This window comes from Roseibium sp. ROS1 (genome assembly GCF_054658215.1).
On sequence record NZ_BAAGIG010000007.1, the window covers coordinates 45,795 to 72,219 of the forward strand.

Sequence of the window (26,425 nt, forward strand, 5' to 3'; positions counted from 1 at the left end):
GGAGAATTTGAGAGCTGCGCGCAAGCTCTTCGACCACGATCATCACGTCTTTGAAACCGTATCCCCCTCACCAGTTTTTCTCAGGTTGGCTTTCCTGGTTCCGACGCGTAATGACTCTTGCGTCTATCGTCCAAACTTGCGCTTACGCTTGAAAGTTGCGCCTAAACCATGATAATTGCGCCTACCCCTTACGCGCAAGTATCTCGGCAATGGCGAACAAACTACCTGAAGACGCACTGAAAGAGCTGCAGGATATCGTTGCTGAACATCCCGACGGCATTTCCGCACCAGATATCGCGAACAGCCTCTCCGAAGCTATCCCACGCCGCACACTTCAGTACCGGCTAAAACAGCTCGTGGAAGTCGGGCTGCTGCGTATGACAGGCAGCGGTCGATGGGCGAAGTATTACCTTGCGACATCAGGACAACCGGCTGCTGGCGAGCCAGCACAGCAGGAAGATGACTATGGTCGTCTGATCAGGCTTTCGGAGGAAGGGCAGGCGGTTCGTGCTTATATCACACAGCCAACAGGAGCCAGAATGCCTGTCGGCTATAACGTCGATTTCCTCGATCAGTACGAACCAAATTCCACATTCTATTTTGAAGAGGAAGAGCGCAAACGTCTCCAGGAAATTGGCAAGCCCAAAACCGCGCCCCAGCCGGCAGGCACTTATGCGAAGCTCATTCTTAATCGGTTACTGATCGACCTCGCCTGGAACTCCAGCCGCCTCGAAGGCAACACCTATTCCTTGCTCGACACGAGACGCCTGATCGAATTTGGCGAAGAAGCGACTGGCCGAAACCACATTGAAGCGCAGATGATCCTTAACCATAAGGATGCGATCGAATTCCTGGTCGGCACCGCAGAAGAGATCGACTTCAACAGATATACACTCCTGAACCTTCACGCCCTGCTATCCAACAACCTACTGCCGGATCCCTCGGCATCCGGTCGCCTACGCTTCGTACCTGTTGGTATTGATCAGTCGGTTTTTCATCCCCTCGAAGTGCCTCAGCTGATCGAGGCTTCGTTTAATCAGATGCTGCAAAAGGCGGCGGCAATAGAGGATCCATTTGAACAGGCATTTTTCGTGATGGGTCACCTTCCATATTTGCAACCGTTTGACGATGTGAACAAACGGGTCTCTCGCCTAGCCGCAAATATCCCGTTGATCCGAAGCAACCTCTCACCACTTTCGTTCACTGACGTTCCTCAGCGCGCCTACACAGATGCAATTCTTGGCGTCTATGAACTCAACGACGTATCCCTACTTAGAGACGTTTTCTTCTGGGCCTATGAACGTTCGGCGGCAAGATATGCGGCGGTCCGGCAGTCCCTCGGCGAACCCGATCCGTTCCGGCTGAAATACCGCGCTGAGTTGCGAGAGATTGTATCGATGCTGATCCGTACGAAAGTGGGGCGCAAGCAGATCGGAACCGAGGTGTCAGCATGGGCGAGCAGTCGAGTCGAGCCGGAAGATAGAGCCAGATTCACTGAGATCGTGGAGGACGAGCTCATCGGAATGCACGAAGGCAACTTTGCCCGTTATCAGGTAAGGCCATCGGAATTTAAGGCGTGGCAAGACGTATGGGGATCGAAGTGACTGCGAACGACCTACGTCAATTCCAGTTCTGGATGTAAGTGGCGAAGAAGATGGCAACCGAAGAGCCAGAAGTTGATGATGCAACAAGCGCCCAGGCTTCAATAGAAGGCTACTGGTATCAGCTCAAGGTATCAGTATTGTTTGCGTTGGACCTACTGGCGAACAAACAACAGTCCGATCAGATCACTCTGGAACCGGCGAACGAGGAGGATCTCGAAACTGAATTGCGTGACGAGCCAGGGGCACTGACGCAGGGCCTGACGATCAAGACGCGCAAGCTAGTTGTGCAGTGCAAATTGCGGAACACCGGGCCGTGGACAATTGGAGAGTTTGCTACGCTTCTCGCTCATGGGAAGAGGCGAATCCCAGCGAAGGATCTGCTGAAAAACTCTGACATGAGCTATCTGCTTGTGACTTCCGCTGATGTCAGTGGCGTTGCTCGAAACTTGCTCGTGAAGGGCCCAAGCCAGTGGCAAAAGCTCGGGTCGATTCCTCCGACCCTAGCAAAGGTATTACCCAAGGATGCACACGGCCGCGTCGCCGTCTGGAATAACCTCGATCAGGAGCGAGCCGAAAACCGGATTAGGGCCCTTCTGGCAAATCGTTTCCGAGTACCGCAAAGCCAAGCCGACAAATGCATAAAGCAACTCGAGGAAGGTACGCTTCTTCGAATGAAAGGCAGTCTTTCGGGGGTCTGGAAACGCAAAGATGTCATCGAGATCATCGAAGCTCACGGAGGATACGATGGGACGACGAAAGATCTCGAAAAATTCGTGCCTCCTGCAAACTGGGATTCTCTGTTAGCCCAACTGAAGTCAAGGAACGCCATCGTCTTAACGGGCCCGTCCGGAACGGGGAAAACGACGACGGCGAAAGCTTTGATCGCAGCCATGCGGGAAGAGAATCCGCACCTCACACCCGTAAAAATCGAGGGCGGTCCGGAAAGGCTTAGGAATGACAGAACACCTGGACCCGTCATCTTCGAAGTAGAGGATCCATGGGGCAAATACCGTGTCGAGCCGGACAGCTTGCCTTGGAACGACGCCATCAACGAGTTCCTTGCCACTGCGTCGCCAGATCGCATGTACGTCATCACAAGCCGAAGCGACGTCATGCAGGATGCAAATCTCAGGTCACTCGATCAGCGATACAAGGCGGAATTGTTGGCCGGCCACTACCGAAGGTCGGACAGGAACAAGTTGTTCGAATTAAAATTGCAGGCGCTTCCCCGAATCGAACAGATCTCCGCCCACAAGTTTCAGTCAACCGTTGTCAGGGAACTTGCGCTTCCATTGGAGCTAGACCGATTTTTTGGGGCTGTCGGGCTTGGGCCCCATGAAGGAGAGAACAAAGCCACTTTCATCCACCGATGCATCGAGGAAGCGAGAAACCAGTCAATCGAAAGTGCTCTCGTTCTCGGGATCGTGCAACAAGGAAAATGGCAAGCAACCGCCATTCTGTGGGCACTGCTCAAAGCCCGGAAAAGGTTGACCTTCAGTGTGCTTGAGGAATTGGAGGACGAACTATCGACGGCGATTCCTGATCTTGAAGACCAATTAACTGCATTGGCCAGCACCCTGATTGCAGGCGGAAATTTCCGGCAGGACAAGTCGGAGTTCTCCAGCGCCCACCCTCGTGTCGAGAGCGGTCTCGAACAAGCCACGTTGCGCAAGCGTGTCGTGTCGTCACGCGCGTTGAGCAAATTGTTGGATGCCTTGGTGGCCCTTGATGGCATCAACAATTCAGACTGGGGCGCTGAGACCGCCACTTACATCGTCGCTGCAATTGCTTCGGTCGCCGGGTTGAGACCTAAGATCTCCTCGTCAACTCAAAGGACCATCGACGACTGGCTCATCGTCCGGCTGTCTTCGCTGGACACCACTTTCGCTGATGACTTGAAGCTCGCTTCGAAAGCCGGATCGGAATATTGCGATGCCGCCGAGCTCGCCCGATGGCTCGACGAGAGCCCAATCGACAAGCAGTGGTTCAACTTGACCTCTTGGAAAGAGCCGAAGAAACCGGACGACTGGTACAAGAGAATAGCAGATGCGCCGCATACACGTGCCATTTGCGAGGCGTTTATTACCCGCGTGATTGCCTTCAGACATGGATCGTTTAGAGGTAACTTCCATAAGGCGGTCGCAAAGCTCTCTCCCGACCTGACGCCGTCGTTTTGCGCAGCGCTCAGCGACATTATCCTGAGCGGTTACAATCCGAATGTTCAAACCCTGATCCGGGGGGCTATTGTCGACCTTGACGTATACGCATCTGTGTTCAAAGAAGCCGCAATCTATTGCTCGAAGGAGCGGGAGTCCCGCAACCGAGATGCGTTGCTAGCGCTCTACAATCGAAACTACGACGAGGAGGCCATCGAGCACTATTGGGAATCGATGGGCGAAGATGGATATACCGCGAGCGAGATTCTGCGTGCCTACATCGAGGCGAGGCGGCGGCGGGGTGAATGGAACGTCTTCCAGAAGCATCCAAATCTGAGCGGTTTTCTATGGGAGTGGCTGCATGTCGCCCAGAAAGCCAAAACTGCCCCCAATGCAGAAGAATTGCTTGCTCTTGGCGAAGCATCAGCCGGAAGTCCATATGAAGACGATTTCTGGAATCTGGTAGAACATCATTTCGATCCAGCGGTAACACCCCTGCTAGAAGAGCGCCTACGCAATGGATCGGAACGGGATGCGACGCGAGAAGCAGCGACCTCCGTCGCTGTGAATCATGCGCCCACGCTCGTTACAGCCCTGCTTTCAAACGCTTCCGGTTTGCCAGCTCAAAGGCGCTTCGAAATCGCGCTCGACATTCGATCCTGTCTGGAAGGCGAATCGGAGGAGGGGAAGGATCGAAAGACCCCGGCATCAAAGTCTATCGAAGTCGCTGAAGACAACTTGAAGACCGCCGTCGAGGTGCTTCTCTATGGAGATGGGGGCGAGGTCTCAGGGGAGGTCAATGCACTTTTTTCTACTGTTCCTAGCGACGCGCAGGCAAAGCTGAATCTCTTCGTAGCCGGGGTCTTGTCGAAATCGGGCCATAACGTGGTTGCTAGACTTCGCAATCTGCTCGGCTTGTCACTCGAAGTCACGGAAGAGAACATCGCGCTGATTGCTAAAGCAATGCGCTTGGCATCCGATTTGCAGAATGAATACCTGATCAATCTTGGGCTTGCGCACGATTTCGCTCGCGTCCGCATCGAGGCGATGAATGCGGTCTTCGTCCAGTCTTCAGGAGAGCTGCCAGAACGCCTCCTAAGCAAGCACTCCGACCCCAGCAGTCTCGTGCGCAAGCGCCTCCTGGACATGCTGGAAGCAAGGCCAAACTCAGCTCATATTCCGACCCTTCTCAAACTGTCCTTCGACACATGGACGCCGGATCACCACCGCGGCGAGGCCAATGTCTCTTATCCAATCGCCGAGGGTGCGATAGAGATATTACGGGCAGAGCCGTCTTTAGGTGATGTCGTCTACCGTGAACTCATTGAATGCTTGAGGGCTTCAGATAACAACAATGTTCGCCTGGAGCTGCTTCGCACAATGGTAAGACACGGCTCGCCCCAGCGGCTGCAGAAACTCATAAACGTTGCGGTGGGTGAGGGACGACCAACCTATCAACGATTGACCTCGCAAGCCGTCTTCCTTGAGCGAAACAGTGTTCCCCAATCCCATCTCGAAGTCATTGATGAGACGACGATTGCGGCAGTCAGTCCGGAAGTTTGCCTGTGGCTGTGCATGTTAATTTCGACATGCGCGTCTCAACTTCAGATTCGACTGCTCGTAAAATCGCTTGCCGCCAACCCCAAGCGCCGGGTGTTTGTCACGCTGTTTTATTTGATCTTCTCTGAGAACCGTGGCGCCGAGTTGCAGGAAGAGATTGCCAGTTTTCTGTCTGCCAAGACCATATTCGTTCTGGATGGCCTGCTCGATACCGGGGCTGGCGATGATCTATCCTGTTTGGATGAGCTCGGCGAGGTGCAGTCGGTCGAGCTCATAAAGCAGCGGCTGCAGTTTTGGTTCAAACGAAAGGATGAACCTAAGTAAAACCGTGGTAATGGGTATTTGCTGCCAACGGCGAAGTGCTCGGCAATTTGCAGGCCGCGCTTAACCTTGGGAGAGCGGGCTTGTTGCGCGCTCAGGTTGCTCAAGCCATCGGTCGGATCGACATCACCTATCTGGGAACGGCCGATCTGTCTGGTGCGTGAGGCGCTGTCGGACGGCGATATCATATTTCACGCAAAGTGCGGCTCGCGCCTTGTTGGTCAACTGGCCCAAATCGCTTAAGTTGAACGCGTGGCTTCTCCGGTCATGCCGTCCACAGTGGCGAAGCCTCAGGGCAGGAACGACTGAATCAACCCGCAAGAACCTCTTTCCAAGGTGCACGGGCCGAGTGGACACGCCATAGATTGCACCGCCGGAGTGGTTCCATGCGAATTCAGCTTCCCGACCTTGATCGGCCAAAACAGGTCGCCAAATATCTGGTTCGTGCCGCGACCAATCTGAAGCTCTCCTATGTGCATGAAGCGCTCGCCCGTGTACTGGGCTACCGCGATTGGCATGATCTTTCCAGCAGTTGCGATCAACATCGACAAACGCAGCCCGGTGACGTGGGCTTCGATGATGCGCTGCATATCATTCTCTCGATAGCCGATGCTCTCGGTCTTCCTTATGCCGAGGTTCAGTACGCCGTGTCCAAGGCACGCCTTTTGCGTGAAACACCTCTGTCGCTTGACGAGCAGATGACGTTGCGGGCCGCGATCTGGCGGCGACGGCTTTTTGGTCGCGCGGCGCGGGGTAAGCCGGGGACTGTCGTGAAAGACAAGGCTTATGGTGCCAACACGCTGGCGTATCTTCGCCGCGCTGGCCGACCGACGTATCTGCTTTTCGACACGGGTCTTGGCGAACGCGCGGATTTTGAGGTCGTGACCCCGCGCACCGCCCTTTCTGATTTCGTCCCGTCCCGCCTCTGGCTCCCCTATGGAGTCTGGAGACTGAAAGACGGGTCGGAAGTCATTTTCTCCCGTGACTATTTTCCGATGTGGGGAATTTCCGAGGATCGTATTCAGCGGCTCGCCCCTTGGCTTTGGATAAAAGGCATCATCGACCAAAGCCACTTTCGGAAGGAGGGAGGTGGCGGCTGGACGAGCAGTTCGGCTCGAGAGATGGCGATAGACCGCTTGGCTGCTCACCGGATCTTTGAGCTTCCCAAGCTGACCGATGTCATGCCGCATCTTTTTGAAGCCGATGTCGACACCATGGAAGATGGTGTTAAATGGCTTTATGCCGCGGGACGTCGGGACGCCGCATTCCCATCCTATGCCGAATTGAACAAGCGCGTTCTTGGCTAAGGCGCTTCGGGCCACGATGTTTGGGTGAATACCAGCTTCAAGTGGATTGAAGACGCAACCACCGGGCGAATCTGCTATGTCAAAAGCAAATAGGCGGGCTGGAGCGGCATGACGACAGTCAATACGATCAAACAACATACAAAATTGTCGCTGGAGTCCCGCTTTACATTTGCCGAGGCCTCTCTCGCCCGTGTGAACGGTGCTTGGGATTCGGACCTGCGGTCCGCGATCGGGCTCGACGATGGTGAGCGATATTTGCTGCGGCTCTTCAGGAAGACCGGCACGCCGCTGGATGGCGACCTGAAGGCGATTATCAGTCGAGGATTGCGGCGAATTCGACGTGTTCTCTCCTCACGGCGGGCGCGTGAAGTCCTGGTCGAAGTGCTCGATGTCGTTGAGGACGGGCAGGAAATCGCGATCGTCATGGCTGATCCCGGCAACCCGATCTCAGGGTCGTCCCATAGAAGGAGAGCACGACATGACCGCTTTCTGGCGAGTACCAGCCGGACTGTTTTCTGGCGCAATATCGTCCGCATCGCGGAAGCGCTTACCCTGTGCCACGATGCGGGTATCGTGCATGGCGGTGTGAGCACCCATACGATCTTCTCGCATTCAGACGATAGCGACGACTATCGTCTCGGGGGATTTGAAGCATGTGTCCACATTGCTGACAGCGATCTTGGAGCCTCCGGACATCTTCTGCGCGCTTCTGGCGCGATTTCATTTCGGCAGGATTGGATCGATCTTGCCGGAGTGGCCGCTGCCATCCTCGGCCTGGATGGAGATAATTCCCCTTCGCTGCTCTCGATCGAACGCCGAATGCTGGATCGTTTGGCGAACCCGCCGCAGTTTCAGCTCTTTGACGGCAGCATCGTGCTCGGGGAGTTGAGGGAAGTTGTCGCCGAACTCGACAGGGTCGGGTCAAGTTCAGATGGAGAACTCATCCTTTACCCCTCGCGCAACGCCCTCCAGAGCGATTTACCGGCTCTCTCGTCCGGGACGATACTGGCGCATGACGGCGTTGCTCTCATGCAGTTCGTCGCGGAAGATCTGCTTTCCGCCGGGGTTCGTCTTGTCCCCGCCGGTCAAGATAACCTTCGCATTCTCACTGATCTGGCGATCTACAACGTGAAGATCGTCCATGACGCGATTGGCATGATTGAGTCGGCGCATAAAAGGCGGCCGAACGACTGGATACAAGGCGCGGAGGATGTCGTTCACCGTTTGCATTTGGCGAGAAATCGCGCGAGTGCCGAAGAGCGCGTGCGCAACCTTGGTCCAGGCGCACGACGATGGCGAGATTTCGCGGAACGCGTCCGAGGAACCGGGGCAACGAATGATGTTCCGATGTGGTTCGCTCTGATCCTGCTTGAGGCATATACCCTGCTGAGGGAGCAGTTTCGCCTGTATCCCGTCGAAGTCCTTTCGTTGCCTGACAGCGAGCAGAACGTGGTGTGGCTCGCACCTCGCGATGATTCGATACGGGACGGTCATCGCGAAATAATGGGATTGCGCCCCACGGCGGAGGCAATGCGGCGCGAGCTCAAATATGACGACGGAAAGGTGAATTGGACCGTATCGAAGTTGGCCAAACTCGCAACCGGTCGTGAGCGAGTGCCGGAACTGAGCTATGAGGGAAGCAATCTGGTCGATGGAAAGCTGGCGTTCGCCTTTTCAACGAACCTGGCGGTTCCCGTAGGGCAGTCTCTTTATTTGCGGCCACGCAAGGATACCGGAACCGAGCGCGCTATCAGGCGACGGCTGCAGAACATTGTCGCGGCCAGGGCCAACGTCGAGCTCCTCAGAGCGTTGGATGATCCGGCGCAGGTGGCGATGGACGACATGCTCTGCGACATTGCTGTTCCAGGTTCACCGCCGGCAGATGCGGATATGGAGCCATCGAAGATCGAGGCGTGGCAGTCGATCGTCGAGGGAAGGTCGATCAATGTCGTCGTCGGTCCCCCTGGTGTGGGAAAGACCTTTTTGATTTCACATCTCGTGAAAAGCATCCTCGATCATACTCCTGACGCCCGTATTCTGGTGTCTTCCCAGAACCATGAGACTCTCATCCATATGGAGGACGAGCTTCGCAAGTTCTTGCCGAAGCAATCGAACATTGTCGTTCGCGTCGAACGATCTCGCGTCAGCGAAGAAGAGAGCACCTTGCGACGGAACTCGGTCGCCTTGTTGCGCTCCGTCTCCAAACCCGACGCTGAGCGCGCGGCGGTCATGGCAAGCCAGCTCCATCAGATCACTCAGGCGCTGAATCCCGTCGACAGGTCGGAAAAGTCGATTGCCGAACGTGCCTTGCGCGACACCGACAATCTGATGCTTCGCTCGTCCGATGTCACCTTAGCCACGACCTCATCACATGTCCTTGAGGAAATGATTGCCGATGGCGAACAATTCGACTGGGTCTTCATCGAAGAGGCCGCGCGCGCAAATGGCGCGGAACTGATTGGTGCCCTTCTTCTCGGCAACCGGCGGGTTATGATCGGTGACCATAATCAATTGTCGCCTTTCGACGCGGTTGAACGCCAGAAGTTCTACGATGGCAAGCGGGCAAACGAACTGCTGAGGGATGCCAAAGAAAAGCTTTCTGCTATTCCTGATCTGCCTGGCGAAGTGGAAATCGCCCTCGACGCGCTGAAGGCGGACCAGTTCTTGCTCAGCGACGTACTCGCCATCGCCGCTCGTCTCGAGGAGCCGTTCCGATCAATCGCCGAGCGAGAGGCCCTTAGAACCGCGGACATGAAACGTCCAAGCTCGATTGCGAACACCTTGCGCGAACAGAGCCGGATGCATCCAGCAATCGGCGAGCTTGTCTCCAATACCTTTTATAAGGGAGAACTCGTTTCGTCGGAGCGCGTGAAACGGCGCGAGCCGGCTGTGGAAACTGTCGACAGCTTCCCTGCATCTCCTGTCGTGATCGTCGACATGCCCTCGTTGAGCGTTGTCAAACGCCGGGCGTTCGAGCAGAAAATCAGGCGATCTTACCGCAACGAATCCGAAGCAAAGGCGATAGTGTCCGCCATGAAGAGGTTGCGCCCAATCGTGGCCGCGGACGGCAGCCGGCCAACGTTGGCGGTTCTGTCGCCCTATTCCGCCCAAGTGAGTCATTTCGAGCGCTTGCTCAAACCCGAGATCGATACGACGGAGAAAACCCTTTTTGGCTTTGCCAGCCCGCGCGGAGATGGAAAGTTCATCTACACGAGTGACAGCTTTCAGGGAGGTGAGGCGGACGTGATCGTCGCCAGCCTTGTCCGGAACAACGTGCTCGTTGGTACGCGAGCCCTCGGATTCATCAAAAATTCGCAGCGGCTAAACGTACTTCTCAGCCGAGCCAAGCATAAGCTTATACTTGCCACCAGCCGAAGGTTTATCAGCAACACTGTGAACGGTATCGATCCCGACGGGCTGAACGACGAACTCGGTTTCCTGCGAAGGATGCTCAATGAAATCGCGCGGCTTGCAGAGACGGAGTTTCCGGGGGGTGACATAGGCGCTTCCATCGTCATGGTCGATGAGAATGGAAAGCTCTCCCGATGAACAACATCTACATTCCAGCATGGTATTATCGGGCGCCGGGCATCGTTCAGCGCACGTGGGGTTGGAGCCCTATCGAGGAAATGGTGCTGCTGTCGCTTGATTGCGATCCGGGAACAATCGATGCAATTGCGGCACACCTTAGAATCCCGCGACAGGTTGTGAGTTCAACGGTCGCCCGTCTGATGCAATTCGGCCTCGTTGAAGTCCGGCTTTCACCACAGCCGGTGCTCGCAACAAGCAGTGTCGGGCATGGCTTCATTCGCGCCGGGCGTGCGCTTCCAGAACGGACCGCTGACCGCGAAATCGGTATCAGTGTCGTCTATGAAAAGGTCGGGCAATCGGTCTTCAGGACGCGAGATGTGGACACGATTCCGGTGTCGAAGCTCCCGGACAGGGGAGCGATTGTCGCTTTTCCCGCGGGCGAAGCGCCGGAGACGGACTATTCTATGATGCAGCGTGTTAGCCAGTTCACGGCCGGTACACTTCGCCCAGGGGAGTGGCTTCGGGGCGTGGAGGCTAACAGCTCATTCCTGGAGCGAAAATTCCTCGTTCTCAATCTCAACGATGTGAAAGACGGGATCCTGCCACAAGGGGCAAGTGACCAGCTCATGGAAGCACTGAAGGCGACGATAAAAACTGGCATCTTGCCGACGACCGCCCCACCGCTAGTCAGCCAGCCCGAGGTGATCAACACGTCGTTTGCCACAGACCAGCTTGTCGTTGGGTCTGAACAGCACTTGCAGCGCTTCGAGCAAATCGTGGGCGCTGCAAAGTCTCACATCTTTGTCCTTTCAACTTTTGTCGCCTCGCAGTCAGATGAGAAAGGCAAGGAGAAGCGCGAGAGGATATGGCAGGCCCTGGAGCAGGCTTGCAGACGCGGGGTCAAATGCCACCTGTTCTTCGGAACGTCGCTTGACCGCGCAAAGCATGCAGCAGCTATGCAGGAACTCTACACTCGGCTATCGGCGGTTCGGCAAACGAGAGGCTACCTGCTGGTACAGAGAGAGCCTGTCGGCAGCCATGTAAAGTTCCTCCTCGCCGACGACGGCGATGGTGGCGCAATTGCGGTAATGGGGTCCTGTAACTGGCTGTCGTCGCCATTTTCGGCTGTCGAGGTTTCAGTGGAGCTCAGGGAAACCAACGCTGTTGCGACCGGGATGGATCTTCTCCGCGAGATCATCGCCAAACTCTCCGGCGCCAGCCGATCCGTGGAAACGCTCCTGTTCATGGCGTCGGAACTGCGGCGTCAGCGTAGGCGACTTTCACCGGCTTCGGAAACCGCTCCTCCGGCCGCCCTGCTCACCATTCTTCGGGCCGACGACCACGAGCGCCTTCTGCGAGTTGCGGCGCACGATGCCCAGGATCGTTTCATCTGCTGTACGAACAAGGTCGGAGCCAATATGGTTCCGGCCCTGTTCGATCCCGCAGAGGTCGCAGGCCGGCGACTGAGTGACGTGCGCGTCTACTACTCGCGGCGGTCCGGGCCGGTCAAACGCGGGCATGTCGCGGAACATCGCGAACGTCTGAATGGCCTCGTCGTGCTGACCGGCGTTCCAGAGCCGCAATTGCATGCCAAGTTCCTGGCGTGGGACAAGGACCATACCGTCGTAAGCAGCTTGAACTGGGGCTCGCAATCGGGGTTGGAGGAGAACCCGTTGGACGAAATCGGCCTTTACCTGGAAAGCCCGAACCTGGCGACATGCCTGCTCGAAAAATTCGAGGCGGCGAGTAGATGACCGGGGTTGTGTCTGACAGGTCCTCGCCCAACCCCGCAAATGCAGGCCTTATCATGAAATTCGTGGAGCTTGATGGGCAAGGCGGCCAGCCGCCTCGTTCCGTGAGCGTCGGTGGCCTGGAGCTGGAACCGCTGAACTACGACGAGCTGGCAGGCGCGCAACTGCATAAAACTCTGTCCGTCCCGCTCAATTGGCGGTTCGCCAGAATTCTTGAGTCGAACATCGAAGGGGTAGAGATCAATGGGCTGGCACGCGGAAACGCAGTGCTTGATAGCACTCATAGTTCGGTGGTCGTCAGCCTGCAGCGTGGCGGATGGCTTCCGTCTGGTCTCGCGCTCGCCAATGCAGGCGTTACGGTTCTGCCGGATAGAAATGTCATCAGCCAGATCAAGGGACGTTTCGAGGACGGCTCTGTTATCGGCACGGGCCAGGACTTTCTGGACTTGCTTGCCGGACAGGAGGTGCGACTTAACCCCCTTCTGTACGCGATCGAAGGCAATGACCGGAGTATTCCAGATCGTCCGATTGTGGAAGCGCAGCTGACGGAGGTGATGGCCTTTCTCCGCAAAGCGCTGCCGAAGGCAGAGCTCGTTGTCGGCAACGACAGTCTGAGGGGCGCTCTGGGCCTGATCGACGACACCCGGGCAGGGTTTGAGCGAAAACGCAACTTCCTCCTTCATCTCGCGCCGTTCCTCACTGCTCCTACGAGCCGCAGGCTTTTCGACAAGAGATGGACCGATGTGCTGGATGCGGCCGATCGCTACGGTGTGGCCCGTTATTCTCTCATCGTCCTTGCGGCACTGAGTGCAGTGGCGGTTCCAAACTCTGGCAGCCCCGCAAAGAGGATGTTGAAGTTTCGGGAAGGATACTCCGAGCAGGACGCGTACAACGCGCTCGCGGATGTTCGTTCGCTTGAGATCTTGATTCACCTTCTGGCGTTGTTTCCTAAGGAGCATCCTGCCATTTTTACCGCCGACAGGGCATTGGCGCTTTTCTGGACCGGAATCCGGGCGCATAACTTTCGACGCGAAACGCGTTCGGTATCGTGCGATCTAGCGCCGGTAGAGCAATTGCTTCCGGGCGACACGATCAACCTCTGGGAGAGCGACTGCAGGCTTCGCGCAGCCGTGCAGGCAACGTAGACCCGGTCATTCGGCGCTTCGTCGATTAAGTTGCTGCGTGTGGTCACAGCCGGGATACTGGTTGCACCCCAGAAAGCGGCTGTTGTTGCGACCATTCCTCTCGACTAATTGACCTACGCGGCATGCGGGACATTGATGCAGCGGACCGCCATCGACGGTCTCGAAACGCAGATTATCCCCGGCGATTTCCGAAAGCTCCCGGATATATCTGGATGGTTCACGGCTGTTCGTGAGCAGGAACACGCCACGACTTGCGCGTGTTAACGCAACGTAGAATAGGCGGCGCTCCTCGGCATACTCAAACATTTCAGGCTGAGGCATGACCAGGTTGAGCAGCTCGTCGTCCTCGATCCGGCTTGGCACCCCGTAATCACCTTCGCTGACATCAAGCAGGATCGTATAGTCGGCTTCAAGCCCCTTGGCGCGATGGAAGGACAGTCCAGAAACCTCGATGTTGTCGAATCTTGGCACGGATCCCCGGAACGGTTCAAGCTGGTTGTAGCGCCACAGCACCATGACCTTGAGCTTCTCGCGCCCGTCGCTCCGCCATTGCCCTGAAATCCCGCCGAGGAAGATGTCGAGCCGCTTCAGCAGGCAGTGACAGGCGTCCGTGAAATCTGGCTTGCCGCGATCACCATCGATCGGAACGACCCGGATCGATCGCGCAATCGCCGGCCGTGTCGAGCGCACCGACTTTTTCAATTGAGCGGCATTGCGCTGCACGAAGCTTGCGGCCGTTTCGGCGATGAGCTGGTTGCAGCGATAGGTCTGCTCCAGACGACCTTGCCAGCTTGCCCCGAAATTCGCCTCGAACTGCGTGAAGATCGTTATGTCCGATCCGGCGAAGCGGTAGATCGACTGCCAGTCGTCACCGACAGCAAAGACCTTGGTGAACGGCTTCTGGTGCTTCAGCGCCTTGATCAGCTCCGCGCGTGGCTCGGAAATATCCTGGAACTCGTCGACGAGGATCAGGGAATAGGGGCTGTGATACCGTCCGGTCTCCACGAACTGCGTGGCATTGGCGATCATCGAGTCGAAGTCGATGCGGCCGGCTTCTTCCAGCTTCCGAGAATAGGTCACGGTGATCTTCCAGACTACCTGTGCAAATTCTTTGGCGCGGGTTCGGTCGTGGAGCGATTTGGCCCGCTCCAGCAGCATGTCGAGGGTCAAGTGACTAGCGCGGATGTGTTTGATGCAGACGGCAATCAGCTTGTGATAATGCTTGATGACAACAGGCTCCAGGGCTTTGACGATTGCAGCGTAGCTTTTTCGTTCGAGCGGGATGCCTCTCTTCGTGATCTCCGCTTCAAGGTCTGCAACCAGCGATCCATTGCTCGCCTGCGCCGAGGTCGTCTGGAAGACGTCCATGCCGGCGTTGCGGTAGCCGGCCAGCTTGTTTTCGGCATGAGTGACATAGTCCGTGAAGGGTGACGAGCCATCGGCACTGATGGCCAGGTGCTCGTGGATTGTCTTGCTGGCGGGGTAATAGAAGTCCGGATGGACGTAGCGGATCTCGCCGTTTTGCTCTTCGATCGCGATCTGGCGTTCGTACTCGAACTCGACGGAATTGAGCCACAGCCAATTGACGATCGTCTGCTCCTGGAGCGACTTAACGTAGATGCCGGCCAACGTGCCGATGGTCGCATTGCCGTTCCGGCGGCGCACCGACAGGTAGCGATCATAGTCCTCCCTCGAGCCGAACTCTTGGGCCGGAATGTCCGCGTTCGGATGAAGGACGAGGATGTTGACCCAGAGCTCGGCGAATTCCGCATCCGATCGCATCAGTTCTTCAATGATCCGTTCGATGATCTTCGCTTCGCCGGCGGGGTGCTCAACCCAATCGGCAAGCAGCGGCGGCCGACCTTCGACCTCTTCGATAATGCCGCGACCGAGCGCATGAAACGTGGTCACTTTGCATTCCGGATTTCCCGGATCGATCGCGAGCTGCCTGCATATCCGTTCTTTCAGCTCGTCGGCGGCGCTCTTGTTGAAGGCGAGCACGAGAATCTCTTCCGGCCGATAGAGCTGTTTGTCGAGGACATAGGCGACCTTGCCGACCATCGTGGCGGATTTTCCCGATCCAGCTGAGGCGACCAAGAGATTGTTGTCCTCCAGGCGAATGCATGCCTCACGTTGTTGGTCGGACAGTGATCGGCCATCCAAGTTGTCGAAGAACGAGCGATATCTCGGCAGTTCTGCCGAAACGAACACGTCGTTGTATCTATGACGCACATCCGGATCGGTGATGAACGCGAGGGACGGGGGGAGTGCTGCTTTCAGCGCCGGCGGGATCAATTCCGGATCGAACAGAGGATGCGAGAGCGCTGCCGCGGCGTCACCGGTTACGCCCGCAATGACCTGGCCGAGGTCGGCTTGGGCCAAATATTGTCGGTTACCCTCAATGATGGCCCGCAGTTTGGTATCCACCTCGCTCAATCGACTGACGTTTTCGTCGATCAATGCGAAGAGGTGGCTGTTGACGAAGCTGTGAAGATCAGCCGCCATCCGTGTGGCCGCTTCTTCTCTAAGGCAGGACAGGCTATCGGTCCGATCGCGCGACCGGACTTCGACGGTGTGCCACAGCAATGCCTTGCTGACGGAAATGGCGACGACATCCAGACAGGGAAGTTTAACAGCGTCGCCGACTTCAAGACGTATGGATGCGGGCGAGGACGCGGTCAGCGTCATCTTCCATTTTCCTTGACGAAGGAACCGTGCAAAAAATCCAGGCCGGTATGTTCGAACGCGATCAGACATCAGGGCTCACGCACTACGAGCAAATTCGTCCGGCAGCCATGCGCAATCGACCCATTCCCGTTCGTAGCGCTTTGCAAAATCCCGCATCTCCTGCGCATTAGCCTCAGGTGTCAGGCAAGCGCGGGCGCAGTTGGAGACGACATCGCGGTAAAATGCGGGGGAGACCGGCCGGATGCCCTCGTAGTTCATGATCAGGTCGGGAAGGCGTTCCGTGATCGCCTCGCCACGGGGCGCCATGACAAGGGTCGGCGGCGTCCCAAACGCATTGATCAAGACGTATCTCCAGCTCGGGTCGGCCTGTCCCTGGGCGGGAACGAGTTCGCAAGGACAGGCATCACCGCCGCCGGAAATCTCCTGATAGATCGCTTCGATTGCTTGGGCTTTCCTTGCGATTAGAACGTACGGCCCCGCGGGCGTGTAACCGCCCATCCGCTCGTCGTATTCGATACCCAATAGGCGTTCTAGGCCGAAGCGCGCCGACCGGTCGAGGGTGGAACGCTCCGAGATGAACCACTGGAGCTGGCGCAGGGTGATTCCAGCGGCCGCAGCGATCTCCTTCGGGGGATTGGGCCAGCAGGCGACCAGGTTCTTGGCGATTTCGGGAACGTTGTCATACTCGTCGTAGGCCGGGATGTCGTCATCGACGTCTTCGGATGGGTCCTCTCCCGAATATAGCCACCTCCTGCCGGTAAATCCGTCATGTTTGAAATAACGTGGCCGATCGGGCGGGAGTGAAGCCTCCCACGACGACAGCCATGGACCGGCCTCCCACTCCACTTGATCGCGGAGAATGTCCGCCGGCTGTCGTATCGGCAGCTCCAGCCACCGCTCTATGTTGTCCTCGAGTTTTCGATTGCTGAGTCCCCGAGGACCGCTGCCTGCCCGCCAATCGTGATCGTCGTGTGCATCGCGACAAAGCGCTTCGACGGATGCGGCCACAGACAGATCGACCGGATCATGCCTTTTCCGCATCCACAGAGAGGCGTCGTGCGCTGAGCGTAGCGATGCCGGAGCCGCTTTGTCCTTGGGGGAGGCAACCTCAAGCTGGATGCCGATCTTGGCAAGATCCGCCGCTAATGATCGGTCGGCCTGTTCCAAATAGCGGTTCACACGAAGAACATATGGCAGGCCGCGCAATCCTTCGGCATTTCTCCATGCCGTCAGCAGCACGTCGCGGAACGATTTGCGTTTCTCCATCGTGGAGAACGTCAACCAGCGGATTGGCAGGCCGGCCACGGTGAGCCCGTAAAGTACGATGGGACCCAGCCCATGCCGTTCGGCGTCTGCCAATCGTATCGGATCGCGAACAGCCACTATGCCGTATTGAGGGTGATGAAACAGGAATTTCGCGAGTGAGACGTAGAAATGATGTTCTCGGATCGGCTGCTGCGCCTGATTGTCCATGGCTGTTCTCGTAATCTGCAATTCATTGTCACGAAGGTTACGATGTTGACGTCGGTATCCAATCGCGTTCTTTGCTTTGAAAGTGCTTTTCCTGGCTCGTGCGCAACGTTTTAGTCGTAGAATTTCGTTCCAATTTACGGAGTGAATTATCCCGAAACGTACAATTGGTTCGATACCGTACTTTGAATAGCTCTTGAGATAGAGTTCTTTCCCAACATCTTTGACAAGAAGAAATTTTTGCAACGGAGCCGCTGGGGGCATATCAATCTGACGGCAATGCCCACTTGATTGGTACACACAGTTTTGTTGCCGGCGATCAAATTCTTGAATTCTTCCTTCTTTATCGATTCAGGAAATTCGTTGGACCGTCTCTGCTGAGTAAGCAATGCTGCGCCCATGAGCGGTTCCGATCCATTGCCGGTGCATCTTCGCCGCATCGATCCGGCGCAGAACATGCGGCGCTTTTATAGTCTCAGCGTGCAGCCGACCTTGTTCGGTGGGGCATCGCTGGTGCGCACGTGGGGACGGATCGGAACACAAGGCCAAATGATGATGGAAACCTTCGACGACGAGGCACAGGCCTGTCAGGCGATGAAGCGCCTTGAATGTCGCAAAAAACGCCGTGGCTATGAGAGCGCGAAAAAGAGCCAGGGTGATACAATGGGGTAGAACACCTGAGCAGAACCTTGCAGAAGTCACGAGTTTCTGGGGATGACTGCCCGCCAGACTAACTAAGTTGCTATGTCAGCGAAGTCTGGATTGGCATAAAGATCCTTGTCAAAAACAAAGGAATTGTCCCATGCCGACAGCAAACGAAATCGCAGACAAGATCGCAGCCGAGCAAGGTCTTAGCAAAGCGCAAGCCAAATCGATCGTCGACAGCATCTTCGCGGAAATCACAAAAGCCGCAACGAGTGGAACGGAAACCAACCTCCCGGGATTTGGCAAATTCAAGGTCAAGGAAACGGCCGCGCGCCAGGGCCGCAATCCGGCAACCGGCGAAACCATCCAGATCGCTGCATCGAAGAAACTCACCTTCACGCCCGCAAAAGCTCTGAAGGAAGCTCTCAACGGATAGACCGGTGCAACGGCTCAAACTCATCGTGGCCGTTTCACCCGCCGACAAGCATTCTGTGTGTGCAGGGAGGGAGCGATTTTGTGGCTGGAGTTCTAAATCGCTCCACTTTCTTCGCCCTCCCCGTCCTCATGCTCCGTCAGAATGTCCGTCTGGAGCGCCTGCCGGCTGAGCAACCCTGTGTCTTCGAGCCGCTTGATGTCGGGCAGGTCGCGCAGCGTGTTCAGACTGAACGCCGAAAGGAAGTGTTTGGTCGTGACATAGGTATAAGGCGCGCCAGGGGGCGGGTTGCGCGGGCCCGTGCCGAGGAAGCCTGCATGGCGCAGGCCGGCGACGGTGTCGCGGCTGACTTCCTTGCCGAACAGCTGGGTAAGTTCGCCTCGGGTGACCGGCTGCAGATAGGCGATTGCCGTCAGTACTGCGGCCTCGGTCCTGGAGAGCGAAGGCGCGGCGCTGATCACCGAACTGAAGGCAGCTCGCATGCGGTGTTGCCAGCCGCCGGCAACAGCAACAAGTTCGTAGGGTCGATTGTGGAGGTCGTCCATGAGATCGCCGATCAAGAGATCGATGCTGACCTCCTTGCCGACGACACGGGCGAGGGCTTCTCTTGTGACCGGTTCGGCGGAGCCAAAGAATACCGCCTCCACTCGCACCAGCGCAGCTCCGGCGGCAGGTCTGCGAGTTCCCTGTCCAGGCGTATTTCTTCTTTTTGCTTTGCCGTCCGGTCAGGGGCCGTAGTCGAAGACGTCACCCTCGACATCGTTCACGCACACAAAATACTGGAGCCCAGACGACCTCAATCACTGGCTTCACGATCCGACATGATCGCATTACCGACCCATTCAGGCACTCCAACAGCGTCTGAAAAATGCGTATAGACCGGGATACTGTTCCAAAAGTCCCGGAATGCGTGATGGAAAACACAAAGATCTTCCCTTCCGACTGTCAAGGAAGTGTAGTCGACACCGACAGTCCATGGACGGACGTTGTCATCATTGAAGGGTGATCTCAGGTACTTGGGATATTTGTCCAGGAGTTCGTCAAGTGATTTGCCATCGCCGTGCTTGTAAACATTCACCACGAGGCGGCACGCATCTATATGTTCAAAAAACGGCTCGTTTCGTACCTTCCAGCCACAACCTTCCACCAGATCGAAGATTTTTGATATCTCTTGGCGCCAAAGTTTTTGCTTCAGTTTTTCGCCCGAAAAGGACTTCTGGAATTCTCTCACCAGGAAATCGCGGAGTTTGATCTCGAACTGGTGATACATGCCGGCCGCTACAGAAAAGATCGTCTGCCGCCGCATGTCATCGAGGAGTTCGTAAAAGCGTATTCCCGCATCCTGCGCGCTCCCGACAAAGTCAGCAGCGTCGTGGCACTCTGGATTGAAGCATGCGCCCGAGGCTTCGTACACTTCCTGAGCGTGCGCCTCTGCTTCCTGCGATATGTTTTCGAATTGAGAAAGCAATCGTTGGTCTGCTTGTTCCTTGAAGAAATCAAGCTCTTCAACCAGACGGCGTCGAAATGGATCCCACATGTAAAGCAGTACTCTATCGGACGTCATATTTTCCTCATCGAAAATACAGGTCTCTTTCCCGGATGACGGAATTTAGCGCGCCTTTGAAAGATGAGACGAGCATAGAGACCTGTTTGTAAGGTGATGCCAGATTGCTGGGGCCGCTTCTAGCCTGGGCAGGTTTCGTAAGTACTGCGAGCTCTTCTGACAGGGCGATTGTCACGTCCGTTGTCCAGATACTCCTTCGCCCGTTGAAACTCCTTTTGCTCTTTGCGCTCGGTTTCGTTTTGCAACCAGGCACCCAGCCGTTCCATGGCCTCTTCCTGCGGTCGTGTCGTCCCATCTGGGTTGCGCACCAGGTGACCAATCTCTTCGTTCAGGAACTGCTGCATTTTCTCCACCAGGAGCTCTTGCCGAAAGTTTGTTAGATGTCGGCCGTTCGACACGCCCTTGTCACCGGCGTTGGCGGCAATCGTCGCCCATGCCTTGTTGGTGAACTTTCCACCGGCGGCAAATTCAACATCTTCCCGGGTCTGACAAGCCAGGATCATTGGTGAGTTCGCAGCAGCGATCATCAACGCCCGCACACGCTCGTCGTTCATTTTGTTGCTCAAGTCTCGTTTTCCTTGCCGTCAGTCTGACGCCTCCGCCAGTTCGTCATGGCGGAGCTCGGTCGGTGGATGGGAGCGCATCATCCAGGCGGTGAACGTGTCGCCCTGAAGATCGTCTTGGTGCGTAAGGTCATCCAGGAACTCAGAGAGTCCGATGCCGTTCATCAACCTGGCTGCAAACCTGTCGGCCTGGTACTCCCGGAGCTGGGAGGTGGACTCGTTCAGGAAGTAAGCGATGTCGCAAGGGATCCGGAAGAGGACTGTAGCGACGGTAAATATGAGCCCGGCGATTGGAATCCGGTTGATGGTGGCATTGGCGAGGCCAATGCCGAAATTCACCGGCAGGTTCAAATAGTGCAGGAACATGTGAATGCGCGTATCCCAGTTCCGGAGGTGGCCGATCTCATGGGCGGCTACCCCGGCCAGTCGCTCGATGCCTACTTGTGTGTCGCCATACTTGTGCAGAATGCCCTTGGTGAAGCAGACCCGGTTATGCGCATAGGCCAAGGCATTGATTTCACCGATATCCTGGACCCGCCAAACGATCTGCGGCAGTTTGATGCCAGTCTCCTCAGCTCGGGCCTGAAGAACCTCTTCCACTTTGGCGACGAGATTTTTTTCCCGCTGCGACAATCCGCGCGCCGAAAGTCGGATGTCGAAACCGCTGGCGGCAAAAGACGGCACGTAGGCAACGAATACCGCCGGAGCCACGGCAATCGCCACAGCAAAGGCCGTTACCTGCCATTCCGCAAACGGCAAGGGACCGTAAATAAGCGAGTAGGGGATGTTGAGCAGCGAAATGGAAAAGGCGGTGAGTAGAAACGCTGAAGTTACTCCTGCCACGAGTGCAAGCAGGCGCGTCACCTCAATAACTGCAACCCTGAATATGAGTTTCATCTTCGTGTTCTCCTAATGAGTTCAGGAGATTCTACCAATGATTGCGGGTCGTCTCAAGTAATTGTTCCGATCAAGTGATTGAAATTATGCGCGTTTGTCGGTTTTAACTGATGAATTGTAAATAGATATAGTTTTGCCGTGTGAGGCTGTCTTTGGATAAGTCTGGATAAGTTAATGGTAGGTAGCAGAACTTAGTAGAATTTAAGAGAACTGCGTAGAAAATTTTTTGAAAACACGCGATCAACTCAAAACAGATCTGAAACCCCCTGCGACTATTGCCACTGGTTAGCACGCAGGGTTGTACAACCGATTCGCTGCGCGGTAGCGTTTCAGGTTGGCGATCAATGATGGAGATAGGGAAAGAAGGTCCCGTTTTTTGGGGCCGGAATTGGAAACCCCCAGAGCCGGCGAACCGGATCCAGGGGAGTGCTACCAAAACCAAGTTTAAGACACTGATTTTGTAGCTCTCCCCCGACAAATTGACAAGTCTTGCCGCAATTTTTGCGGGCGGCTTTCTGTTGTCTATCCACACGTCCGGGTTAGGGGCATGGAGTGATACTTGGAAACAGCAGAATTCATCCAGGAACCTGCACATATGGCCTCCCGCATACGGGCGTCAGGTCGCGATTGCTTCCGAAGCGGACCGCTTAAAGCCAGATCCGGTTTGCCGGTGGGAAAGTCAAAGACGGACATATTCAAAGTTTTGAAGGGAGCACGGAAATCGCTTGGTCTAGGGATTCCGACGTTGACCTATCTGGAGCACCTGATCGGATATACGAACAAGGACGACTGGCGCGAGGGCGGTGTTCCGATTGTCTATGTGTCTGTTGAACGCCTTGCCCTGGAACTCAATGTTTCTGTCAGGACGATCAACACCTATGAACGCCAACTCGCATCGCGGGGACTGACCCTCTGGAGCGATTCCAGCAATCGAAAGCGCTACGCCAGACGGGCAAAGGACGGCACGTTGACCGAGGTATACGGCGTGGTTCTGACGCCGATTGCCGAGCGGTTTAGCGAGTTGGAGGGCTATGCGGAAGGGGAGCGGATGGCCGCTGAAGGGCGGCTCACCCAGATCGGTTTTATTCGGTCCTGTCGCCGGGAGATAAACGAGACCCGGCTCCGGGCGCAAGCCATCGGCTTGGAGGGACCTATTGTGGAGCAAGCAGAGGCGGCCGTGAACAAGGTTCCTCGCACATTTTCCAGCAAGTGGACTTTCATCGAATTGTGCAGTCTGGGACTTGAGCTGGAAGACATCGATACCCGTCTAAACGCAGCGATTGAGCCGTATTTTGCAGACAAAACGTCCGACCAGCCGGAAGAAAATGTCCGGCACCATAATACAACTCATACAAGCCTGAATCCTGTAAATATCTGTAATCGGGCTGCGCCCAAGCGGACATCGCCTGCCGGCGATGAAATTATCCTTCAAACGGAGCCCGCTGACGCGGGCGGCATGGAGGAGGGGAGTGGGCGGCGAACGCCAGATCACGAAAGTCCCCCAGGTTCGGAGGATAGGCCGGACACTGGCACCGGTGGAACAGGGATTGAGCATATCCGATTTGACCAGGTAACCGATGTCGCAAGCGACCTCATGCGGGAGCTGATCGCCGAAGAAGCCGGGCAGGGGAGGGAAAGCTGGTCCGCCCTGGACCGCGCCGCCGCCACCGCCGCCGCCTGGATCGGCGTCAGTCCGAGCCTGTGGGCGACGATGCGCGCGCAGATCGGCCCGGCCGCGGCCGCTGTCTCGGTTGTCCTCGTGGAACGGCGCATGACCGATCCCGACAATCCCGTCTCCCAACCTGGTGGGTATCTGCGCGGCATGCTCGCCAAGGCGGGCAGGGGACAGCTTCATCTCCACAAATCCATCTTCGGACTTTCGAAATCAGCCACTGCCAGGCGGGAACCCGCGCCGCGCCGGTGCGAAGCGGACTGGCTTCCAGCCAGACAGATCCATCAAGTTGGGGCCAGCCCCCGCAATCCCTCAAGGCTGCCCTGACCGGCGGCCGGCATGCCGACCGGCCTTGACCGATCGCTCCCCCGGTTCCGGCGACGCCGAAAGTGAAACCACCCCGCACAAAGGAAACCCGAATGCTGAGAAAACTCATCCTGGCCGCATGCGCCGCTGTCTTCCTGACCGCCTGTCAGACCGCAAGCGGCGTCTCCGGGTACTCTCCGGACAAAAAGCCGACCATTCTCACCAACCTGAGCCTGTCGGAAGCAAGGGCCAAGGCCAAGGCGATCTTTACCCGGCCGAGCCTTGCATTCCATGTCACCAGCGAAGCGTCCGACCGGATCCTGTTCAGCAAGACAATGCCCGCCAGCGTAAACGACAACAATCCGTTGAATGAACGCACGAAAGGCGATCCGTTGAACCAGGTCGCACTCACCTTCCGGACGGAAAACGGCAAGACCCGCGTTACGGCCGACAACTGGCTGCTCCTGAACCCGCACGGTGCCGATAAGGACAAGTTTAATCTCTTGGCGACACCCGACGGACCGCGGCTCCAGAATAAGCTCAATGAGATGCGATAGTCACTCTTGGAAGGAAACGACCATGATGAAGAAGTCTGCCAAAACGTCAGAACAAAGGCCCATCTGCGAGCACACAATCCAGCGCATGGAGGATGCCAATGTGATGTTCAAAGGACAGATCCCCACCGCTGGAGCCGTGGAACTCGTCTGGCTCTCAGCCCATGAGATGCCCCGATACCTGGAACACAGAGCGGAATTTGCCGCAGAGTACTATGGAGTCACCCTGCAGCAATATCGCGAATGGCTGGAAACCGATGGCACGCCGCGATGCCGCGCCACGACGAAAGCGGGAAAGCCGTGCAAGAATCCGGCCGGAGACTGTGCGCGCGTGGGGATACACGAGTGGGTGGTATTCGATGGGGAATTTTGCTGGAAGCATGCCCTCGATGAATGGAAGCCCTAACGAAAAGAGCGTAAGCATCCGGCGAAGCTTGTTGTTACCCATAAGTTGTGCTCGATTTAATTTACCCTATTGATCTCGAAGAATCCGCCGTGATTCATTCTCTGGCACCTTCAGGCAACAGGGTGCGAATATGGGGCATGATTGGGTGGACACAGAAACATCCGGGTGTGATCTCGGCGATGCACGACTTAATCGCCGCTTGGGGTCAATGCTCGCCGCGCTGGCAGAGAGACCGGGGAAATCTCTGCCCACGTCGTTTCAGGACTGGTCGAATACCAAGGCGGCATACCGGTTCTTCGCGAACGGAAATGTCAACGAAGATAAAATTCTTGAGGGCCATTTTTCTGCTTCTCGCCAACGATTTCAGGCGACCACAGGGCCGATCCTGATCCTGCAGGACACAACGGAGTTTTCCTTCACACGGACGGCTCCTGAAAAAATCGGTTTCACCAAGACCTCCACTGGCCGGAAGGAAAAGGACGGACGTTTCCGGCAACACACTCTTTGCGGCCTGTTAATGCATGCCAGTCTGGCCATCACGCCGGAAGGGATTCCTCTCGGTTTGACGGCGGCCAAGTTTTGGTCGCGCGCCAAGTTCAAGGGATCTGCTGCGCTCAAGCGCAAAGTTAATCCGACACGGGTACCGATCGAACAGAAGGAAAGCATGCGCTGGCTCGACGATCTGCGCCGCTCCTGTGACCTGACCAGCGCCCCGGAGCGCTGCAAACATGTCGGGGATCGGGAAAGCGATGTTTACGAGCTCTATTGTTTGGCAGAGGAACTCGGAACGAACTTTCTGGTCAGGAGCTGTGTCGACCGCCTGGCCGAAGATGGCGACACAACTATCGCTCGTGTGATGGCGGCAACCCAATCCAGCGGCAGGCACGAAGTCCGGTTCCGTGATGGAAAGGGCAGGATGCAGCAGGCCGTTCTTGTTGTTCGGCACGCTACGATGACCGTCCGTCCGCCAATAGGAAAGCAAAAGCGGTACAGGCATCAGCAGCTCCAGATCATCCATGCCGAGGAACTCAGCCCGCCGGAAGACCGAGCGCCCATCTTGTGGAAATTGATCACGAACTTGCCGGTCGAGACTCATGCCGATGCTGTCGGCAAGCTGGAATGGTACGCTCTACGCTGGAAGATTGAGACCTTCTTCAGAACACTGAAGACCGGATGCCGTATCGAAGAGTTACGCCTCACTACGGCTGACCGATTGGCAAACTGCATAGCCCTGTACTGCGTTGTGGCTTGGCGCGTCTCATGGCTCACGATGCTCGGGCGCGATGCCCCAGATGCATGTCCTGCTACCGTATTCACCGACATCGAGTGCCGTTTGCTTGAGCGCTCAACTCCAGAAAACAAATCCATGTCTCGGAGAAACATAGATTTCTACCGCAGGGCAGTCGCTCGGCTGGGAGGTTATCTCGACCGCGCCTCCGATCCACCGCCAGGAACAACTGTTATATGGCGAGGCTTCTCTCGGCTCGCCGATATGGTTGAAGGAGCCCGCATCGCGCAACTGCCTCAGCATAAACCGTAAATTTATGGGTAACAGCAAGCTTCACCGGAGGGGTACAAAAGAGCACGCAAGCGAGGATCTCAAAAGGCTCAAGTGTTAGAGGAAGAAAGGCGGTGATTGACCCCCCTTTGTCACCGGGGAGGCAGATCGTCAGCCTGCGATCATTCGCCCCTTACAACCGCGATTCCAAGGACGCAATTGAAATTTGCTGGGTGTCTCGTTCTGCCCAGACGCCTCGCCAAGGCTCCACAGCATCTTTTTTCCGAAGTTAGCCACCGCGGACCGACTGCCACTCCTCGGCAACCGCCACGCAGTAGGCATTTGCTGCGCCAG

General features: G+C 56.4%; 17 protein-coding genes and 1 pseudogene. 12 read left to right on the plus strand and 6 right to left on the minus strand.

Going from position 1 to position 26,425, the window contains the following annotated elements:
- Nucleotides 1–209: 209 nt before the first annotated feature.
- From ACYQ6M_RS28710 to ACYQ6M_RS28735, 6 genes are all read left to right on the plus strand, one after another.
- Nucleotides 210–1,604 carry a Fic family protein gene (locus ACYQ6M_RS28710; RefSeq protein WP_460077224.1) on the plus strand — a complete coding sequence of 465 codons (1,395 nt, stop codon included), beginning with the start codon at nt 210–212 and terminating at the stop codon, nt 1,602–1,604.
- A gap of 50 nt (nt 1,605–1,654) precedes the next feature.
- Nucleotides 1,655–5,644: an nSTAND3 domain-containing NTPase gene (locus ACYQ6M_RS28715; protein ID WP_460077226.1), complete on the plus strand. Its 3,990-nt coding sequence runs from the start codon at nt 1,655–1,657 to the stop codon at nt 5,642–5,644.
- Between the two features lie 383 nt (nt 5,645–6,027).
- Nucleotides 6,028–6,948: a hypothetical protein gene (locus tag ACYQ6M_RS28720; protein WP_460077228.1), complete on the plus strand. Its 921-nt coding sequence runs from the start codon at nt 6,028–6,030 to the stop codon at nt 6,946–6,948.
- Nucleotides 6,949–7,056: 108 nt separating this feature from the next.
- Nucleotides 7,057–10,497, plus strand: coding sequence for a DEAD/DEAH box helicase (locus tag ACYQ6M_RS28725; protein WP_460077230.1), 3,441 nt, complete (start codon nt 7,057–7,059; stop codon nt 10,495–10,497).
- On the plus strand, nt 10,494–12,233 hold the full coding sequence (locus ACYQ6M_RS28730) for a phospholipase D-like domain-containing protein (protein WP_460077232.1): 1,740 nt from the start codon (nt 10,494–10,496) through the stop codon (nt 12,231–12,233). Before ACYQ6M_RS28725 ends, ACYQ6M_RS28730 begins: the two co-directional genes overlap by 4 nt.
- Before the next feature lie 53 nt (nt 12,234–12,286).
- Nucleotides 12,287–13,375: a hypothetical protein gene (locus ACYQ6M_RS28735; RefSeq protein ID WP_460077235.1), complete on the plus strand. Its 1,089-nt coding sequence runs from the start codon at nt 12,287–12,289 to the stop codon at nt 13,373–13,375.
- Nucleotides 13,376–13,381: 6 nt separating this feature from the next.
- Here the strand turns inward: ACYQ6M_RS28735 and ACYQ6M_RS28740 are convergent, their stop codons facing one another.
- A complete protein-coding gene (locus ACYQ6M_RS28740; protein WP_460077238.1) occupies nt 13,382–16,063 on the minus strand; it encodes a UvrD-helicase domain-containing protein in 2,682 nt (893 codons plus the stop codon).
- Nucleotides 16,064–16,138: 75 nt separating this feature from the next.
- Nucleotides 16,139–17,536, minus strand: a complete 1,398-nt coding sequence (locus ACYQ6M_RS28745; RefSeq protein WP_460077240.1) for a hypothetical protein — start codon at nt 17,534–17,536, stop codon at nt 16,139–16,141.
- A gap of 396 nt (nt 17,537–17,932) precedes the next feature.
- Here ACYQ6M_RS28745 and ACYQ6M_RS28750 point away from each other — a divergent pair, with 396 nt between their 5' ends.
- Together ACYQ6M_RS28750 and ACYQ6M_RS28755 are read left to right on the plus strand one after the other, a co-directional pair.
- On the plus strand, nt 17,933–18,205 hold the full coding sequence (locus ACYQ6M_RS28750) for a WGR domain-containing protein (protein WP_460077242.1): 273 nt from the start codon (nt 17,933–17,935) through the stop codon (nt 18,203–18,205).
- A 130-nt stretch (nt 18,206–18,335) separates the two neighbouring features.
- On the plus strand, nt 18,336–18,614 hold the full coding sequence (locus tag ACYQ6M_RS28755; protein WP_460077244.1) for an HU family DNA-binding protein: 279 nt from the start codon (nt 18,336–18,338) through the stop codon (nt 18,612–18,614).
- Between the two features lie 92 nt (nt 18,615–18,706).
- Here ACYQ6M_RS28755 and scpB read toward each other — a convergent pair.
- From scpB to ACYQ6M_RS28775, 4 genes and pseudogenes are all read right to left on the minus strand, one after another.
- Nucleotides 18,707–19,371 (minus strand): annotated as a pseudogene (gene scpB, locus ACYQ6M_RS28760) (SMC-Scp complex subunit ScpB).
- A gap of 36 nt (nt 19,372–19,407) precedes the next feature.
- Nucleotides 19,408–20,175 carry a hypothetical protein gene (locus ACYQ6M_RS28765; protein WP_460077246.1) on the minus strand — a complete coding sequence of 256 codons (768 nt, stop codon included), beginning with the start codon at nt 20,173–20,175 and terminating at the stop codon, nt 19,408–19,410.
- A gap of 119 nt (nt 20,176–20,294) precedes the next feature.
- Nucleotides 20,295–20,741 (minus strand): hypothetical protein, encoded by a 447-nt coding sequence (locus tag ACYQ6M_RS28770; protein WP_460077248.1) that lies wholly within the window; start codon nt 20,739–20,741, stop codon nt 20,295–20,297.
- Nucleotides 20,742–20,759: 18 nt separating this feature from the next.
- A complete protein-coding gene (locus ACYQ6M_RS28775; protein ID WP_460077250.1) occupies nt 20,760–21,635 on the minus strand; it encodes a M48 family metalloprotease in 876 nt (291 codons plus the stop codon).
- Nucleotides 21,636–22,230: 595 nt separating this feature from the next.
- Here ACYQ6M_RS28775 and repC point away from each other — a divergent pair.
- From repC to ACYQ6M_RS28795, 4 genes are all read left to right on the plus strand, one after another.
- Nucleotides 22,231–23,634: a plasmid replication protein RepC gene (repC, locus tag ACYQ6M_RS28780; protein WP_460077308.1), complete on the plus strand. Its 1,404-nt coding sequence runs from the start codon at nt 22,231–22,233 to the stop codon at nt 23,632–23,634.
- Nucleotides 23,635–23,726: 92 nt separating this feature from the next.
- Nucleotides 23,727–24,170, plus strand: coding sequence for a hypothetical protein (locus ACYQ6M_RS28785; protein ID WP_460077252.1), 444 nt, complete (start codon nt 23,727–23,729; stop codon nt 24,168–24,170).
- 22 nt (nt 24,171–24,192) lie between these two features.
- Nucleotides 24,193–24,573, plus strand: a complete 381-nt coding sequence (locus tag ACYQ6M_RS28790; protein WP_460077254.1) for a hypothetical protein — start codon at nt 24,193–24,195, stop codon at nt 24,571–24,573.
- 130 nt (nt 24,574–24,703) lie between these two features.
- Nucleotides 24,704–26,113 carry an IS4 family transposase gene (locus ACYQ6M_RS28795; protein WP_460077256.1) on the plus strand — a complete coding sequence of 470 codons (1,410 nt, stop codon included), beginning with the start codon at nt 24,704–24,706 and terminating at the stop codon, nt 26,111–26,113.
- Nucleotides 26,114–26,425 lie beyond the last annotated feature (312 nt).